Here is a 16,012-nt window from a genome sequence, read left to right on the forward strand (position 1 = left end):
ATCCCCCGAAGGAGCCGCCATGCCCGCATCGAGCCCCCGTGTGCTCGCCGTCATCCCCGCCCGCGGCGGATCGAAGGGCGTGCCCGCGAAGAACCTTGCCGCCGTCGGCGGTGTGCCGCTGGTCGCCCGCGCCGTCCTGGAGTGCCGGGCCTCCCGCCTGGTGACCGACGTGGCCGTCTCCACCGACGACGCGGGCATCGCCGCCGCGGCGCGCGGCGCGGGCGCCGTGGTCGTCCAGCGGCCCACCGACATCGCGGGCGACACCGCCACCAGCGAGGCCGCGGTCATCCACGCGATGGACGCGTACGAGGCGACGCACGGCACCACCGTGGACGTCGTGCTCCTGGTGCAGTGCACCAGCCCGTTCATCGCCCGCGAGGACATCGACGGGGTGGCCGGGGCGGTCGCCGAGCAGGGCGCGGACAGCGCGCTGACGGTGGCGCCCTTCCACGGCTTCGTCTGGCGCGAGGGCGAGGACCCCGCGGCGGACGGCGGCGACGGCGTCAACCACGACAAGTCGTACCGCCCGCGCCGCCAGGACCGCCCCCAGGACTTCCTGGAGACCGGCGCCGCCTACGCCATGGACGCGCGCGGCTTCCGCGAGGCCGGGCACCGCTTCTTCGGCCGCACCGAGCTGGTGCGCACCGACGCCGCCCGGGTGCTGGAGGTCGACGACCCGCACGACCTGGCCCGCGCCCGCGCCCTCGCCCCGCTGCTGGACGCGGAGCGCCCGGGCTCCCTCCCCACCCGCGACGACATCGACGCGGTGGTACTCGACTTCGACGGCACCCAGACCGACGACAGGGTGCTGATCGACTCCGAAGGACGCGAACTCGTCTCCGTGCACCGCGGCGACGGGCTCGGGATCGCCGCCCTGCGCCGAGCGGAGCTGGCACTGCTGATCCTGTCCACGGAAAAGAACCCGGTCGTCGCCGCACGGGGCCGCAAGCTCCAGGTCCCCGTGCTCCACGGCATCGACCGTAAAGATCTCGCACTGAAGCAGTGGTGCGAGGAGCAGGGCATCGCGCCGGAGCGCGTGCTCTACGTCGGCAACGACGTCAACGACCTCCCGTGCTTCGGCCTCGTCGGCTGGCCCGTGGCGGTCGCAGGTGCGCACGACGTCGTGCGCGGCGCTGCACGTGCGGTCACCTCCACCCCCGGAGGTGACGGCGCGATCCGCGAGATCGCCTCGTGGATTCTCGGAAAGGAACTGTCTTAAGTGAGCTCCAACTCTCGCCTCCGCACCCTCGGCGCGAAGACCGCCGGCCCCGGCAACCCGGTGTACGTCACCGGTGAGATCGGCATCAACCACAACGGCGACCTGGAGAACGCGGTCAAGCTGATCGACGCCGCCGCCGACGCCGGTTGTGACGCGGTCAAGTTCCAGAAGCGAACCCCGGAGATCTGCACCCCGCGTGACCAGTGGGACATCGAGCGGGACACCCCCTGGGGCCGGATGACCTACATCGACTACCGCCACCGCGTGGAGTTCGGCGAGGCCGAGTACACCGCCATCTCCGAGCACTGCAAGAAGCGCGGCATCGACTGGTTCGCCTCCCCGTGGGACACCGAGGCCGTCGCCTTCCTGGAGAAGTTCGACGTCCCCGCCCACAAGGTGGCCTCCGCCTCGCTGACCGACGACGAGCTGCTGCGCGCCCTGCGCGCGACCGGCCGCACGATCATCCTGTCGACGGGCATGTCCACCCCGAAGCAGATCCGCCACGCGGTGGAGGTGCTGGGCAGCGAGAACATCCTGCTGTGCCACGCCACCTCCACGTACCCGGCCAAGGCCGAGGAGCTGAACCTGCGCGTGATCAACACGCTGCAGGCCGAGTTCCCCAACGTGCCGATCGGCTACTCCGGCCACGAGACCGGTCTGCAGACCACGCTGGCCGCCGTCGCGCTCGGTGCCGCGTTCGTCGAGCGCCACATCACCCTGGACCGCGCCATGTGGGGTTCGGACCAGGCCGCCTCCGTCGAGCCGCAGGGTCTCGCCCGTCTGGTGCGTGACATCCGCGTGGTCGAGGAGTCGCTCGGTGACGGCGTCAAGAAGGTCTACGAGAGCGAGCTCGGCCCGATGAAGAAGCTGCGCCGGGTCTCCGGTGTGGTCGCCGAGGCCGAGGCCGAGGACCGCGAGCCCGTCGCGGTCTGAGGTTCATCTCCGTGATGCCACTGGCCGGTCGGACCGGCCCACGCCCGGAAGCGGCGGGAGTCCTCGACTTTTCGGGGAACACCCGTCGCTTCCGGGCCCTGCCCTTGGACGGTGTGATGTCTGTGGACGAGGCGATGTCTGTGGACGGTGCAACTGTGGATGGTGCGATGTCTACGGACGGGGCGAAGCCCGGGAACGGCGCGAAGTCCGTCACAACCCTCGCCTTCGTCGAAAGCCCGGTCCAGCTCCTCAACGTGCTGGAGTGGGCGTACACGGACGCGATGCGCGCGCCGGGACCGGACCCGGCGGTGCCTCCGGAGCCCGGCGACGAGCCGTCGCCGCTGCCGCCGCTCGGCCGGGCCGCCGACCTCACCGTCGTCGTGCTCTCCCCGCACGACCCGATGACCCGCGGCCAGCTGCGCCGGATGGCCGAGCTGGCGCGCGACGAGGGCGTGGCGGTGCGCTGGGAGGAGGCGCGCGGCGGGGCGGGCGCCCCGCTGAAGACCATCGGCGGGCTGCGCGGCCCGCTGCGCCGGGCCGCCCGGATCGTGATCGGGGACCCGTTCTCCCGCTACGTCCAGCTGCTGCTGACCCTCACCCGGGCCAAGGACCTGGTCGTGGTGGACGACGGCACGGCCACCATGGAGTTCATCTCCCAGCTGGCCAACGGGGAGCGCCTGGTGCGCTGGCACCGGCGCGGCACCAGCCGTGGGGCGCGCGACCTGGTGTTCGCGCCGGTCTCCGCCACCGCGCGCCGCAGGCTCACCCCGGGCGAGAAGCGCCGGGTCGAGGTGTTCAGCTCGATGCCGGTCGATCCGCCGCCCGGGGTCACCATCACCGCCAACGACTTCTCCTGGACCCGGGCCCGCTTCGGCCCGCCCCGGCTCACCCGAGGCACCGACCTGGTCGGCACCTCCCTGGTCGAGACCGGCGTGGTCGACCTGGAGCGCTATCTGGAGGCGGTCGCGGGACTGGCCGAGGCCCACGGCGCGACCCGCTACTTCGCCCACCGCCGGGAGAGCGCCGAGAAGCTCAGCCGGGTGGCGCACGAGGTGGGGCTGGAGATCGTACGGCCCGATCTGCCGCTGGAGCTGATAGCGCGGCGCGGACCCATCGGGCACACCATCGTGAGCTTCCCGTCCACCGTGGTGCACACCCTGCCGCTCGCGCTCGCGGGCACCGAGGTGAAGGTCGCCGTGTACGACGTCGACCCCACCTGGCTGACCAGCGACGCGTCCCCGCGCGCCCAGGGGTTCCTGTCGGGCGTCACCGACACCGCCCGGGACGTCCAGCGGCCCGGCTCGGTACCGTCCACCGCGAGCCCCGACACCCCGCTGGCCATGTCATAACGCCGGGAGGTACCCCATGTGGCGCTTCTCACGAAACGATCATGCGCTCGCCGAGAAGCGAAGCTTTATACCCCCTGACTAGGGAGATCATGCACCGGCCGGGGTACTTTCCCGCCCCGAACGGGTAGAAGTTTTGTTGATCGACATTCGCTCCACCCCAAGGTCGTTCTACGCTTCATTGGGTGAAGCAATTGATGTCCCTCGACGAGACCGATGCCACACCCTCCGCCGACGCAGGCCTGCCCGGCGCGCTCCCCGATGAGCTGCGCGCCGAACTGGTCGCCTTCCGGCGGGACTTGCACATGCACCCCGAGCTGGGCAATTGCGAGTTCCGCACCACGGCCGCCCTCAAGGCGCGGCTGGAGAAGGCGGGCCTCGAACCCCGCGTCCTGCCCAGTGGCACCGGCCTCCTCTGTGACATCGGCCCGTGGGACGGGGTGACCCCCGCGCTGGCCCTGCGCGGCGACATCGACGCCCTGCCCATCCCGGACACCAAGACGGTCCCGTACCGCTCGACCGTGGCCGACCGCGCCCACGCCTGCGGCCACGACGTCCACACCACCGTCGTCCTCGGCGCCGGTCTGGTCCTCGCCGAGCTGGCCCGCGAGGGGCGGCTGCGGCACCCGGTGCGGCTGCTGTTCCAGCCCGCCGAGGAGGTGCTGCCGGGCGGCGCCGCCGACGCGATCGAGGGCGGCGCACTGGACGGCGTCGGCCGCATCCTCGCCCTGCACTGCGACCCCAAGGTCGAGGTCGGCCGGATCGGGCTGCGCACCGGCCCCATCACCTCCGCCTGCGACCGGCTGGAGATCTCCCTCGACGGGCCCGGCGGCCACACCGCCCGCCCCCACCTCACCACCGACCTGGTCACCGCGACCGCCAAGGTGATCACTGAGGTGCCCGCGCTGCTGGCCCGCCGGGTGGACGCCCGCTCCGGCCTCGCCGTCACCTGGGGCCGGGTCGAATCCGGCCACGCGTGCAACGTCATCCCGCAGCACGCCGAGCTGTCCGCCACGGTCCGCTGCCTGGACCTGCCCGCCTGGCGCGCCGCCCCGGACCTGGTGCACGCCGCGATCGACGAGGTCGCCACCCTCCACCGCGCCAAGTCGGAGATCAACTACATCCGCGGCGTCCCGCCCGTGGTCAACGAGGAGACCTCCACCGAGCTGCTGCGCGACGCGATGGTGGCCCGCCGCGGCTCGTACGCGGTCGAGGACACCGAACAGAGCCTCGGCGGCGAGGACTTCTCCTGGTACCTGGAGCGGGTGCCCGGCGCGATGGCCCGGCTCGGCGTGCGCAGGGTCGGCGACACCACCCGGCGCGACCTGCACGTGGGCGACTTCGACGTGGACGAGGGCGCCATCGAGGTGGGCGTCGAGCTGTTCACCGCGGCGGCTTTGCTCGATGGAAACGTTCTGTAGATCCGGCCGTTACGAGAGGTTCGCGACGATCCGATAACGGCTTCGGAGCGGACCTTTATCTGGGATCTACGCGCGTTACGATGCGGCGGAGCCAGCGCCGCAGAGAGGCGCTTCGAGATTCGAAGGGGACCCTCGTGCGCCGGGTATCCACGATAGCTGTCGCGGGCATTGCCACCGCGGCTCTCGCATTTTCCGTCACCGCCTGTGGCAGCAGCTCCGAAGAGGGAAGCAAGGACGCCGGTGTGGGCCTCGCCTATGACGTCGGCGGCCGCGGCGACCATTCCTTCAACGACTCCGCCGCGCAGGGCTACGACCGCGCCCTCAAGGACTTCAAGGTCAAGGGCAAGGAGCTGACCGCGAAGGACGGCGACACCGACGCCGACCGCTACGACAAGCTCTCCAGCCTGGCCGAGGCGGGTTACAACCCGGTCGTCGGCGTCGGCTACGCGTGGACCCCCTCGCTGGCCAAGGCCGCCAAGAAGTACCCCGACACCGACTTCGCGATCGTCGACTCCGTCGTCGACTCCAAGAACGTCGCCAGCCTGGTCTCCGCCGAGCACGAGGGCTCGTACCTCGCCGGGGTGGCCGCCGGGCTCAAGACCAAGTCCGACAAGGTCGGCTTCATCGGCGGCACCGACAGCGCGCTGATCAAGAAGTTCGCGGGCGGCTTCCAGCAGGGCCTGAAGGACACCAACCCCAAGGCCTCCCTCGACGTCCAGTGGGTCCAGGTCGGTTCGCCCAAGGGCTTCGGCATGCCGGACCGCGGCAAGGACATCGCCGAGGGCATGCTCTCCAACAAGGTCGACGTGATCTTCTCCGCGGCGGGCGGCTCCGGCGCGGGCGCCATCGAGGCGACCGGCAAGAAGAAGGGCACCTGGTCGATCGGCGTCGACGGCGACCAGTACTACGACAAGGGCCTGGCCCCGTACAAGAACGCGATCCTGACCTCCATGGTCAAGAACGTGGACGGCTCGGTCTACGACTTCATCAAGAGCGTCGTCAAGACCAAGAAGTCCGAACACGGCGTGCAGTCCTACGACCTCAAGCGCGGCGGCGTCGGCCTCTCGTACTCCGGCGGCTTCATCGACGACATCAAGCCGAAGATCGAGGCGGCGAAGAAGAAGATCGTCGACGGCAAGATCAAGGTCGCGGACACCTACAAGTAACTGTTCCCGTCCGCTAACTGTTCCCGTCCGCGCGTCAGCGATCCCTGTCGCCGACGGACCCGAGGGGGCGTGCCCTTGGGCGCGCCCCCTGCCTACACGCTCTCGCCCCTCAGGAGTGCGCCATCAAAGCCGCCAGCCCACCCCAGGGCGCCCCCGCAGGTGACGTCGGAGACGTTGCCGTCCAACTCCGCGGAATCACCAAACGGTTCCCCGGAGTCGTCGCCAACCACGACATCGACATCACCGTGCGACGCGGCACCGTGCACGCCCTCGTGGGCGAGAACGGCGCGGGCAAGTCCACCCTGATGAAGATCCTCTACGGGATGCAGCGCCCCGACGAGGGCACCATCGCCCTCGACGGCGCACCCGTGGAACTGCACTCCCCGGCGGACGCCATATCCCGTGGTGTGGGCATGGTGCACCAGCACTTCATGCTCGCCGACAACTTCACCGTCCTGGAGAACGTCGTCCTCGGCGCGGAGAAGCCGCACGGCATCGGCGGCAGGGCGCGCGCCCGCATCAAGGAGATCTCCGACGCCTACGGGCTCGGCATCCGCCCCGACGTCATGGTCGAGGACCTCGGCGTGGCCGACCGCCAGCGCGTGGAGATCCTCAAGGTCCTCTACCGCGGCGCCCGCATCCTCATCCTCGACGAGCCCACCGCGGTCCTCGTCCCGCAGGAGGTCGACGCGCTCTTCGCCAACCTCCGCGACCTCAAGGCCGAGGGCCTGACCGTCCTGTTCATCTCCCACAAGCTGGGCGAAGTCCTCTCCGTGGCCGACGACATCACCGTCATCCGGCGCGGTACGACGGTGGCCTCGGTCATCCCGTCCGAGACCGACCCGCGCCGCCTCGCGGAGCTGATGGTCGGCAGCGAACTGCCCTCGCCGGAGACCCGCGAATCCACCGTCACCGACACCGAGATGCTGCGGCTGGACGGGGTGCGGCTCACTGCCACCGACGTGGACGGTGTCGAGCGGGCCGTCCTGGACGACATCGGTTTCACCATCCACAAGGGCGAAGTCCTCGGCATCGCCGGGGTCGAGGGCAACGGCCAGGCCGAACTGGTCGAGGCCATCATGGGGATGCGCGACCCCGACGAGGGCACCGTCACCCTCGACGGCGCCGACATCTCCCACGCCCCCACCCGCAAGCGGCGCGTGGACGGCATCGGCTACATCCCCGAGGACCGCCACCGGCACGGCCTGCTGCTGGAGGCCCCGCTGTGGGAGAACCGCGTCCTCGGCCATGTCACCGAGCCGCCCAACAGCAAGGGCGGCCTGCTCAACCCGGCCGCCGCCCGCCGTGACACCGAGCGCATCGTCGCCGCGTACGACGTCCGCACCCCCGGTATCGAGGTCACCGCGGCCTCGCTCTCCGGCGGCAACCAGCAGAAGCTGATCGTCGGCCGCGAGATGAGCCACCACCCCAAGCTGCTGATCGCCGCGCATCCGACGCGCGGCGTGGACGTCGGCGCGCAGGCGCAGATCTGGGACCAGATCCGCACCGCGCGCCGCGAGGGCCTGGCCGTGCTGCTGATCTCGGCCGACCTGGACGAGCTGATCGGCCTGTCCGACACCCTGCGGGTCATGTACCGGGGCCGCCTGGTCGCCGACGCCGACCCCGCCACGATCACCCCGGAGGAGCTGGGCTCGGCCATGACCGGCGCGGCCTCCGGCCACCTGGAACGCCCTGCGGAAGACCTCGCGGCGGAGACGGCCGGGGGAGAGGACCGATGAAGAAGTTCGACAAGGAGCGGGTGCTCCTCGCGGTCGCGGCCCCGGCGCTCGCGCTCGTCGCCGCGTTCCTGCTGACCGCCCTGGTGCTGGCCGCCACCGGCAAGGCGCCGTTCAACGCCTTCGGCATCATGTTCGACTACGGCGTCAAGGCGGACAGCCAGGTCTACATCCTCAACAAGGCGACGACGTACTACCTGGCGGGTCTCGCGGTGGCCATCGGCTTCCGGATGAACCTGTTCAACATCGGCGTCGACGGCCAGTACCGGCTCGCCGCCTTCTTCGCCGCCGTCGTCGGCGGGGCGCTCCAGCTGCCGGGCCTGGTGCAGATCCCGCTGATCATCCTCGTCGCCATGCTGGTCGGCGCGATGTGGGCGTCCATCGCCGGACTGCTCAAGGTCTACCGGGGCGTCAGCGAGGTGATCAGCACCATCATGCTGAACTCCCTCTCGTCCATCCTGATCAGCTATCTGCTGGTGGACGGGCGGCTCGCCGACCTCGACAAGCAGACCAACATCGTCTCGACCGACCCGCTGCCCTCCTCCAGCCACTTCTTCACCATCCCGGCCGGTGGCGACCTCGACCCCATCTGGGGCTTCATCGCCGTCGCGGTGCTCGCCGGTGTCGGCTTCTGGTTCCTCCTCGGCCGCACCCGCTTCGGCTTCGACCTGCGCGCGGTGGGCCGTTCCGAGTCCGCCGCCCAGGCCAGCGGCGTCGACGTCAAGCGCATGGTGCTCACGAGCATGCTGCTCTCCGGCGCGATGGCCGGGCTCATCGGCATGCCGACCCTGCTCAACGACACCCACCAGTTCACCTCCGACTTCCCGGCCGGCATCGGCTTCACCGGCATCGCGATCGCCCTCCTCGGCCGCAACAACCCGGTCGGCATCGCGCTGGCCGCGGTGCTGTGGGGCTTCCTGGAGCGCGGCGCCAACCGGCTGGAGTTCGAGGGCTACGACAAGGAGATCGTCGGCGTCATGCAGGGCGTGATCGTCCTGTGTGTCGTCATCGCGTACGAACTGGTGCGCCGCTACGGCCTCAAGCGCCAGCAGCAGCGGGTCGGCGCGGAACTCGCCGCCCAGGCGCGTCAGAGCGAGAAGAAGGAGGTGGCGGTATGAGCGCCACGGCTACCGCCACCAAGGACAGCACCGCACCCGGGAAGGCCCCGAAGCGCGGGCCCCGGATGTCCGTCGCCACGGTGCTGCTGATCATCGCCGGGACGCTGGTCACGCTGTCCGTGCTGCGCGCCCTGGCCGGTGGCGACCAGCAGTCCGCGTTCGAGAACATCACCTCCTCCGGCCAGGTCGGCGCCGCCCTCTCCATGGCCGTGCCCATCGGGCTCGCCGGGCTCGGCGGGCTGTGGGCCGAGCGGGCGGGCGTGGTCAACATCGGCCTCGAAGGCATGATGATCCTCGGCACCTTCTTCGGCGCCTGGGCGGGCTACCAGACCAACCCCTGGGTGGGCGTCCTCGCCGGGGTCCTCGGCGGCGCGGTCGGCGGTCTGGTGCACGCGGTCGCCACCGTCACCTTCGGCGTGGACCACATCATCTCCGGTGTCGCGATCAACATCCTCGCGCTCGGCGCCACCACCTACCTCGCCAAGCGCTGGTTCGAGCCGCTGTCCAACATCGGCGGCAGCCCCAAGCAGTCCCCGCAGGTCGACGACATCGCGTCGTTCACCGTGCCGGGCCTGTCCGACGGGCTGGCCACCGTCGAGAACCACCACTGGTTCCTGGTCTCCGACCTCGCGGGCCTGCTCGGCGGCCTGGTCACCGACATCTCCGCGCTGACCATCGTCTCGATCCTGCTCTTCGCGGGCACCTTCTTCGTCCTGTGGAAGACCTCGTTCGGGCTGCGGCTGCGGTCCTGCGGCGAGAACCCCACCGCCGCCGAGTCCCTCGGCGTCAACGTCTACCTCTACAAGTACGCGGCCGTCGTCATCTCCGGCGGCCTCGCCGGACTCGGCGGTGTCTTCCTCGCCCTCGTCCGCTCCCACATCTACAACGAGGGCCAGACCGGCGGCCGAGGCTACATCGGCCTCGCCGCCATGCTCTTCGGCAACTGGCGGCCCGGCGGCCTCGCCATGGGCGCGGGCCTCTTCGGCTACTCCGACGCCCTCCAGCTGCGCAACGGCGGCCCCACCGTCCACGCGCTGCTGCTCCTGGTGGCCCTCGGACTCGCCCTCCTGGCGGGCTGGCGGCTCTACCGTAAGAGGTACGTCGCTGGCGCGGTGTGCGGCGGCGCGGCCGTCCTGCTGGTCCTCTGGTACGCCCTGACGGACACCGTGGCCAACGACCTGGTCCCGGCGACCCCGTACATCGTCACCCTGCTGGTCATGGGGCTGGCCGCACAGCGGCTGCGGATGCCCAAGGCCAACAACAGGCCCTACCGGAAGGGACAGGGCACATGACCACACCCGCGGCAGTGGCTCCCGACTGGGAGTCGCTGCGCACGGCGGCCCGGGACGCGATGTCCCGGGCCTACGCCCCCTACTCCCGCTTCCCCGTGGGCGCCGCCGCCCTCGTCGACGACGGACGTACGGTCAGCGGCTGCAACGTGGAGAACGCGGCGTACGGCGTCGCGCTGTGCGCCGAATGCGGCCTGATCTCGGCCCTCTTCGCCACCGGCGGCGGCCGCCTCACCGCCTTCACCTGCTGCGACGGCGACGGGGCCGTGCTGATGCCGTGCGGCCGCTGCCGTCAGCTGCTGTGGGAGCACGGCGGCCCCGAGCTGCGGATGGACACGGCGTCCGGCATCCGCCCACTCGCCGAACTCCTCCCGGACGCGTTCGGCCCGGCCGACCTGGCCCGTATCGGCGCCCCGTAACCACGTCCGGCACCTCTGAGCGCATCGCATGAGCGCTCCCTCACGCCCGTTTTACGAAAGGCCCCTCCGCACATGGACGCGCACATGGACGCCATCTCCGTCATCCGAGCCAAGCGCGACGGCGGCCGCCTGAGCGACGCCCGGATCGACTGGATCATCGACGCCTACACGCGCGGCGAGGTCGCCCACGAGCAGATGTCCGCCCTCGCGATGGCGATCTTCCTGCGCGGCATGGACCGCGCGGAGATCGCCCGCTGGACCGCCGCGATGATCGCCTCCGGCGAGCGGATGGACTTCTCCTCGCTGCCCCGCCCGACCGCCGACAAGCACTCCACGGGCGGCGTCGGTGACAAGATCACCCTCCCGCTGGCGCCCCTGGTCGCCGCCTGCGGAGCCGCCGTGCCGCAGCTCTCCGGCCGGGGCCTCGGCCACACCGGCGGCACCCTCGACAAGCTGGAGTCCATCCCCGGCTGGCGGGCCTCGCTGTCCAACGACGAGATGCTCGCCATCCTGCGCGACGTCGGCTCCGTCATCTGCGCGGCGGGCGACGGCCTCGCGCCCGCCGACAAGAAGCTCTACGCGCTGCGCGACGTCACCGGCACCGTCGAGTCGATCCCGCTCATCGCGTCCTCGATCATGTCCAAGAAGATCGCCGAGGGCACCGGCTCCCTGGTCCTGGACGTCAAGGCGGGCTCCGGCGCCTTCATGAAGGACATCGACGCCGCCCGCGAACTGGCCACCACCATGGTCGGCCTCGGCACCGACCACGGCGTCCGCACCACCGCCCTGCTCACCGACATGTCCACCCCGCTCGGGCTGACCGCGGGCAACGCGCTCGAAGTCCGCGAGTCGGTCGAGGTCCTGGCGGGCGGCGGCCCCGCCGACGTCGTCGAACTCACCCTCGCCCTGGCCCGCGAGATGCTCGACGCGGCGGGCCTCTCCGACGCCGACCCCGCGAAGGCGCTGGCCGACGGCACCGCCATGGACGTATGGCGCCGCATGATCACCGCGCAGGGCGGCGACCCCGGCGCGCCGCTGCCGACCGCCCGCGAACAGCACGTCGTCACCGCGGAGTCCACCGGCGTCCTCACCCGCCTCGACGCGTACGCGGTGGGCGTCGCCGCCTGGCGGCTGGGCGCCGGGCGCGCCCGTAAGGAGGACCCCGTCCAGGCGGGCGCGGGCATCGAGATCCATGCCAAGCCGGGCGACCAGGTCACCGCCGGGCAGCCCCTGCTGACCCTCCACACGGACACCCCGTCGGCGTTCGGGTACGCGCTGGAGGCGCTGGACGGCGCCACCGAGTACGCCCCGGGGGACACCGCGTTCACCCCGAGCCCGATCGTCCTGGAGCGCATCGCCTGACCTCGCGCGCCGGTTCAACCCATGGGCGGCAGCGGCGTCCGTCATTACGCTGCCCCGTATGCCTTCCACCGACCGACTGCTCGCCTTCGCGGCGATGTCGTTCCTGCTGATCGTCGTCCCCGGCCCCAGCGTGCTGTTCGTGATCGGACGCGCGCTGGCGCTGGGCCGCCGTGCCGCCCTCACCACGGTCCTCGGCAACGCCCTCGGCTCGTACGCCCTCGTCGTGGCCGTGGCGCTCGGGGTCGGGACCATCGTGGAGCGCTCGGTCCTCGTCTTCACGGCGCTCAAGCTGGCGGGCGCCGCGTACCTGGTGTACCTGGGCGTCAAGGCCGTACGCAGGCGCCACGCCCTCCCCGCCGCCGTCGCCGGGGACGGCGCCGTCCCCGCCCCGCGCGGCAGCCTGCGCACCCTGGGCGAAGGGTTCGTCGTCGGCGTGGCGAACCCCAAGACCATCGTTTTCTTCGCCGCCGTCCTTCCTCAGTTCGTCGACCGTGGCCAGGGGCACGTGGTGCTCCAGATGCTGCTGCTCGGCCTGGTCGCCAGTGCCATCGCCATCGCCTCCGACAGCGTCTGGGGCCTGGCCGCTGCCACCGCCCGAGGCTGGTTCACCCGCTCCCCCCGACGCCTCGCCATGGTCGGCGGCGCGGGTGGCCTCACGATGATCGGCCTCGGCGTCACGGTGGCGGCGACGGGCCGCACGGAGTAAGTCGCCCGAGCGGTGGCGCAGCTGGGCGCCCTGGTGCGAGGCCCATACCTTAAATCTAGCGACGCTAGACAATGTAGCGGTGGCGCGTTTAGTATCGCACTAAGAGCTAGCGCCGCTAGGTCAAGTCCTCGGGAGGGGTCATGCAGGACGTACTCGCTGTCGTCACGGTCGTCGTGGTCGGGCTGATGGTGGGCGTGGAGTTCGCGGTGGCGGTGTTCGTCAACCCGATCCTCGACCGGCTCCCGGACGACGGCGGGCTCGCCGCCCGCAGCGACGGGGCGCGCGTTCTCGGCAAGGTCATGCCGTTCTGGTACATCGGCTCGGTCGTTCTCGGCGCGGTGTGGGCCGCCCTGGCGTGGGGCGGCGCGGGCGCGTCGGTCATCGCCACGGGCACGGCGCTGCTCGTGCTGAGCGTGGTGATGTCGATCCTGCTGCTCGTGCCGATCAACTCGCGTGTCGCGACGTGGTCGCACGAGGGCGCACCCGCGGACTGGAAGCAGCAGATGCGGCGGTGGGAACGGTTCCACTACGTCCGTGTGGGCGTCATCGTGCTCGCCTTCGCGTTGTTCGCCGTCGCCCTCGTCTGAGGCCTGCCCGCGGCCATCGCCACGGCTGTCCCTCGAACGTTAGTGATCACTTACCGATCCATTAGTGATCACTAAGTGATCCATTAGCGAGGTCGGGCAGCGTAGTGATCGTTCACGGAAATACTTCGGAGGAGCGAGGATATGCGCAAGAAGCTTGGCAAGGCAGCTGTCGTCCTGGCCGGTATAGCGGCGGTCACCACGATCGGCATGGGGGCGGCGCAGGCAGCGGATGAATACCGTGGCTTCCCCACCCTGCAGGCGTGCACGGACAAGGGTGCGGCGCTGACGGACAACGGTCACGCGGGCGGCTACATGTGCACCGAGGAGAGCGATGGCTGGCTGCTCGAGGTGGGCAACGACTGAAAAGCTCTGAAGCAGAACGAACATTTTCCCCGGGCCTCCGCGGCGGCCCGGGGAATGTGTTTGGGGAATCACTCCTCTTCTTCCCGAATGTGACGCCATCTCATGTGGCCCTCGTCGTTCCCGCGGAACCTCATACGTCACCCACGTCACAGCCATCGGCGTTTCGGCCACGCCCGGCCGCGCCGGAAGCCTCGCGGTACGCGACCACGCGTTCGATGCCCCCGCGTTCCCGGGCCCCCGCTTCGTCCGGAATCGCGCGCGTTCGAAACGCCCACCGGCTCGTTGAGCCTGTCATCGCCGGACCATCCAGGTGCGGCGGCGACCTGAGGAGGGCTCCCGGTGACCGTGACCGACACCTCGACAGAAGGCTCCGCAGCGCCACCCGCTCCATCCCCTCCACCCCCTCCGCCCCCGGCTGTCATCGGCTTCGAGGGGAAGCACGGTAAGAACCCGCTGGCGGAGGCCAGTTTCGCCACGATGTGCTCGCGGCTTCCCGGGGTGCTCAAGAAGACCGCGCGCATGGCGTGGGCCGTCGACCGGCGCGCGGTCGTGCTGCTCCTCGCCTGCCAGCTCCTCACCGGCGCCGCGGCCGCGTGCGTGCTCGGGTTCACCGCGCGGGCCATGACGCACGTCCTCGGCGCGGGCACCGTCTCCGAACGCCTGCACGCCGCGCTGCCCGCCCTCGTCGTCGTGACCGTGGCCGCCGCGGCCGGCCGAATCAGCGGCGCTCTGTCCTCGTACGCCGACGGGCGGATCACCCCGCTCCTGACGTCCGAGGCGGACACCGCCCTCGTATCCGCCGTATGCCGGGTCGAGGCCTCCGCCTACGGGGAGCCGGGGTTCGCCGACCGTCAGGAGGCCGCCGAGGTCGGCGTCACCCGCACCCGGCTGATGGTCCAGGACGCCCAGCGGTTCATGGCCGCCCTGGTCCGTATGATCGCCGCGGGCGGGGTCATCACCGTCCTCCACTGGCTGATGCTCCCGCTGCTCCTGCTGGCCGTACTGCCCGCCGGTCTGGGCGCCGTACTGTCCGCCCGCGTCGACTACGAGACCCACTACGCCAACGTCGGCGACCGCAACGTACGCGGCATGATGCGCTGGTGGGCCACGTACGCCCGGTACGGCGACGAGGTGCGCGCCAACGGCATGACCGGCTACCTCGTCTACTGGTACCGCGCCTTGTCCGAGCGCATCGACCGGCGCACCCTGACCGCCGCGCCCCGCATGCTCCGCATCACCCTGGCGACCTCCGCCCTCGGCGGCCTGTTCCTCCTCGGCACCTGGGCCGCCCTCGCCTGGCTGGCCACCACCGGCCGGGTCGCCCTGCCCGTCGCGGCCACCGCGGTCGTCGCCGTCCAGGCCACGCTCGCCGCGCTCTCCCAGCTCGTCATCCACGGCGCCGCGATGTTCCACACCTCGCTCTACCTCGCCGACATGCGCTCCTTCCTCGACATGGCGGCCGAGCGCGCCCCGAAGCGCGGGGAGGCGGCCATCCCGGACCGGGTGGACGAGATCCGCCTCGACGACGTCGTCTACCACTACCCGGGCAAGGACGACCCCGCGGTCGACGGCGTCTCCCTCACCCTGCGACGCGGCGAGATCCTCGCCGTCGTGGGCGAGAACGGCTCGGGCAAGTCCACCCTGACCAAGCTCCTCACCGGAATCCTCCTCCCCGACAAGGGCCACATCCGGTGGGACGACACCGACCTGGCCGACGCCGACTCCGACGCGGTCTGGGCACGCACCGCCCTCGTCCCCCAGAACTTCGCCTGCTGGCCCCTGCGCGCCCGCGAGAACATCACCCTCGGCCAGCCCAAGACCTACGACGACATCCCGGTGTGGGAGGCCGTCGACGCCGTCGGCATGCGCGAGGCCGTCGAAAAGCTGCCCCGGCAGCTCGACACCCTCCTCGCCCGCGAACTCTTCGGCGGCGCCGAACTCTCCGGAGGCCAGTGGCAGCGCATCGCCTGCGCCCGCGCCCTCTACCGCCGCACCCCCTTGCTCATCCTGGACGAACCGACGTCCCAGATGGACCCACGCGGCGAGCACCAGATCTTCCTGGAGGTCAAACGCATCGCCGCCGAGCGCATGACGATCGTCGTCACCCACCAGCTGGAGAACACCCGCCTCGCGGACCGCGTCATCGTCATGCGGAACGGCCGCATCATCGAACAGGGCCACTACGACGAACTCGCCCACGCGGGTGGCCTCTTCGCCGAGTTGGTTGCCCTGGCCAAGGACCGCTAGACCGGCCCCCCGCCGCCCGGTCGTCCGCGAGGCGCGCCCACGCCTCGCGGGCGGCGTCCCTGCCCAGGAGGGGTTCCACTCCCGTTCAGGGCCGGTGGCG

The 16,012-nt window shown here is 71.0% G+C and carries 14 protein-coding genes; all 14 read left to right on the top strand.

Features of this window, described 5'->3' with window-relative positions:
- Positions 1 to 19 precede the first annotated feature (19 nt).
- The 14 genes from ABZ370_RS03020 to ABZ370_RS03085 all read left to right on the top strand — a co-directional run bounded on the left by ABZ370_RS03020 (position 20) and on the right by ABZ370_RS03085 (position 15,912).
- On the top strand, positions 20 to 1,219 hold the full coding sequence (locus ABZ370_RS03020; RefSeq protein ID WP_358615488.1) for an acylneuraminate cytidylyltransferase: 1,200 nt from the start codon (positions 20 to 22) through the stop codon (positions 1,217 to 1,219).
- Positions 1,220 to 2,152 carry an N-acetylneuraminate synthase family protein gene (locus ABZ370_RS03025; protein WP_358615490.1) on the top strand — a complete coding sequence of 311 codons (933 nt, stop codon included), beginning with the start codon at positions 1,220 to 1,222 and terminating at the stop codon, positions 2,150 to 2,152.
- 167 nt (positions 2,153 to 2,319) lie between these two features.
- Entirely contained in the window at positions 2,320 to 3,501 is a 1,182-nt protein-coding gene (locus ABZ370_RS03030; RefSeq protein ID WP_358615492.1) for a hypothetical protein, read from the top strand.
- 194 nt (positions 3,502 to 3,695) lie between these two features.
- Positions 3,696 to 4,919: an amidohydrolase gene (locus ABZ370_RS03035; RefSeq protein ID WP_358616066.1), complete on the top strand. Its 1,224-nt coding sequence runs from the start codon at positions 3,696 to 3,698 to the stop codon at positions 4,917 to 4,919.
- A gap of 134 nt (positions 4,920 to 5,053) precedes the next feature.
- A complete protein-coding gene (locus ABZ370_RS03040) occupies positions 5,054 to 6,085 on the top strand; it encodes a BMP family ABC transporter substrate-binding protein (protein ID WP_358615494.1) in 1,032 nt (343 codons plus the stop codon).
- A 122-nt stretch (positions 6,086 to 6,207) separates the two neighbouring features.
- The gene (locus ABZ370_RS03045) at positions 6,208 to 7,824 is read left to right on the top strand and encodes an ABC transporter ATP-binding protein (RefSeq protein ID WP_358616069.1); all 1,617 of its coding nucleotides are present in this window, start codon (positions 6,208 to 6,210) and stop codon (positions 7,822 to 7,824) included.
- Positions 7,821 to 8,939, top strand: coding sequence for an ABC transporter permease (locus ABZ370_RS03050; RefSeq protein ID WP_358615496.1), 1,119 nt, complete (start codon positions 7,821 to 7,823; stop codon positions 8,937 to 8,939). Before ABZ370_RS03045 ends, ABZ370_RS03050 begins: the two co-directional genes overlap by 4 nt.
- Positions 8,936 to 10,231: an ABC transporter permease gene (locus ABZ370_RS03055; protein WP_358615498.1), complete on the top strand. Its 1,296-nt coding sequence runs from the start codon at positions 8,936 to 8,938 to the stop codon at positions 10,229 to 10,231. Before ABZ370_RS03050 ends, ABZ370_RS03055 begins: the two co-directional genes overlap by 4 nt.
- Positions 10,228 to 10,647 (top strand): cytidine deaminase, encoded by a 420-nt coding sequence (locus ABZ370_RS03060; RefSeq protein WP_358615500.1) that lies wholly within the window; start codon positions 10,228 to 10,230, stop codon positions 10,645 to 10,647. The genes ABZ370_RS03055 and ABZ370_RS03060 overlap by 4 nt, the downstream gene beginning before the upstream one ends.
- Before the next feature lie 84 nt (positions 10,648 to 10,731).
- Positions 10,732 to 12,009, top strand: a complete 1,278-nt coding sequence (locus ABZ370_RS03065) for a thymidine phosphorylase (protein WP_358615502.1) — start codon at positions 10,732 to 10,734, stop codon at positions 12,007 to 12,009.
- A 58-nt stretch (positions 12,010 to 12,067) separates the two neighbouring features.
- Entirely contained in the window at positions 12,068 to 12,715 is a 648-nt protein-coding gene (locus tag ABZ370_RS03070) for a LysE family translocator (RefSeq protein ID WP_358615504.1), read from the top strand.
- 140 nt (positions 12,716 to 12,855) lie between these two features.
- Positions 12,856 to 13,302, top strand: a complete 447-nt coding sequence (locus tag ABZ370_RS03075) for a DUF1772 domain-containing protein (protein ID WP_358615506.1) — start codon at positions 12,856 to 12,858, stop codon at positions 13,300 to 13,302.
- A 141-nt stretch (positions 13,303 to 13,443) separates the two neighbouring features.
- Positions 13,444 to 13,665: a hypothetical protein gene (locus ABZ370_RS03080; RefSeq protein WP_358615508.1), complete on the top strand. Its 222-nt coding sequence runs from the start codon at positions 13,444 to 13,446 to the stop codon at positions 13,663 to 13,665.
- Between the two features lie 519 nt (positions 13,666 to 14,184).
- Entirely contained in the window at positions 14,185 to 15,912 is a 1,728-nt protein-coding gene (locus tag ABZ370_RS03085; RefSeq protein WP_358615510.1) for an ATP-binding cassette domain-containing protein, read from the top strand.
- Positions 15,913 to 16,012 lie beyond the last annotated feature (100 nt).

The organism is Streptomyces sp. NPDC005962 (assembly GCF_040629205.1).
Lineage (GTDB): Bacteria > Actinomycetota > Actinomycetes > Streptomycetales > Streptomycetaceae > Streptomyces.

Coding starts and splice junctions, on each gene's coding strand:
- ABZ370_RS03055 (WP_358615498.1), top strand. CDS start 8,936: ATGAGCGCCACGGCTACCGCCACCAAGGACAGCACCGCACCCGGGAAG.
- ABZ370_RS03065 (WP_358615502.1), top strand. CDS start 10,732: ATGGACGCCATCTCCGTCATCCGAGCCAAGCGCGACGGCGGCCGCCTG.
- ABZ370_RS03030 (WP_358615492.1), top strand. CDS start 2,320: ATGTCTACGGACGGGGCGAAGCCCGGGAACGGCGCGAAGTCCGTCACA.
- ABZ370_RS03080 (WP_358615508.1), top strand. CDS start 13,444: ATGCGCAAGAAGCTTGGCAAGGCAGCTGTCGTCCTGGCCGGTATAGCG.
- ABZ370_RS03035 (WP_358616066.1), top strand. CDS start 3,696: ATGTCCCTCGACGAGACCGATGCCACACCCTCCGCCGACGCAGGCCTG.
- ABZ370_RS03060 (WP_358615500.1), top strand. CDS start 10,228: ATGACCACACCCGCGGCAGTGGCTCCCGACTGGGAGTCGCTGCGCACG.
- ABZ370_RS03075 (WP_358615506.1), top strand. CDS start 12,856: ATGCAGGACGTACTCGCTGTCGTCACGGTCGTCGTGGTCGGGCTGATG.
- ABZ370_RS03020 (WP_358615488.1), top strand. CDS start 20: ATGCCCGCATCGAGCCCCCGTGTGCTCGCCGTCATCCCCGCCCGCGGC.
- ABZ370_RS03070 (WP_358615504.1), top strand. CDS start 12,068: ATGCCTTCCACCGACCGACTGCTCGCCTTCGCGGCGATGTCGTTCCTG.
- ABZ370_RS03050 (WP_358615496.1), top strand. CDS start 7,821: ATGAAGAAGTTCGACAAGGAGCGGGTGCTCCTCGCGGTCGCGGCCCCG.
- ABZ370_RS03085 (WP_358615510.1), top strand. CDS start 14,185: ATGGCGTGGGCCGTCGACCGGCGCGCGGTCGTGCTGCTCCTCGCCTGC.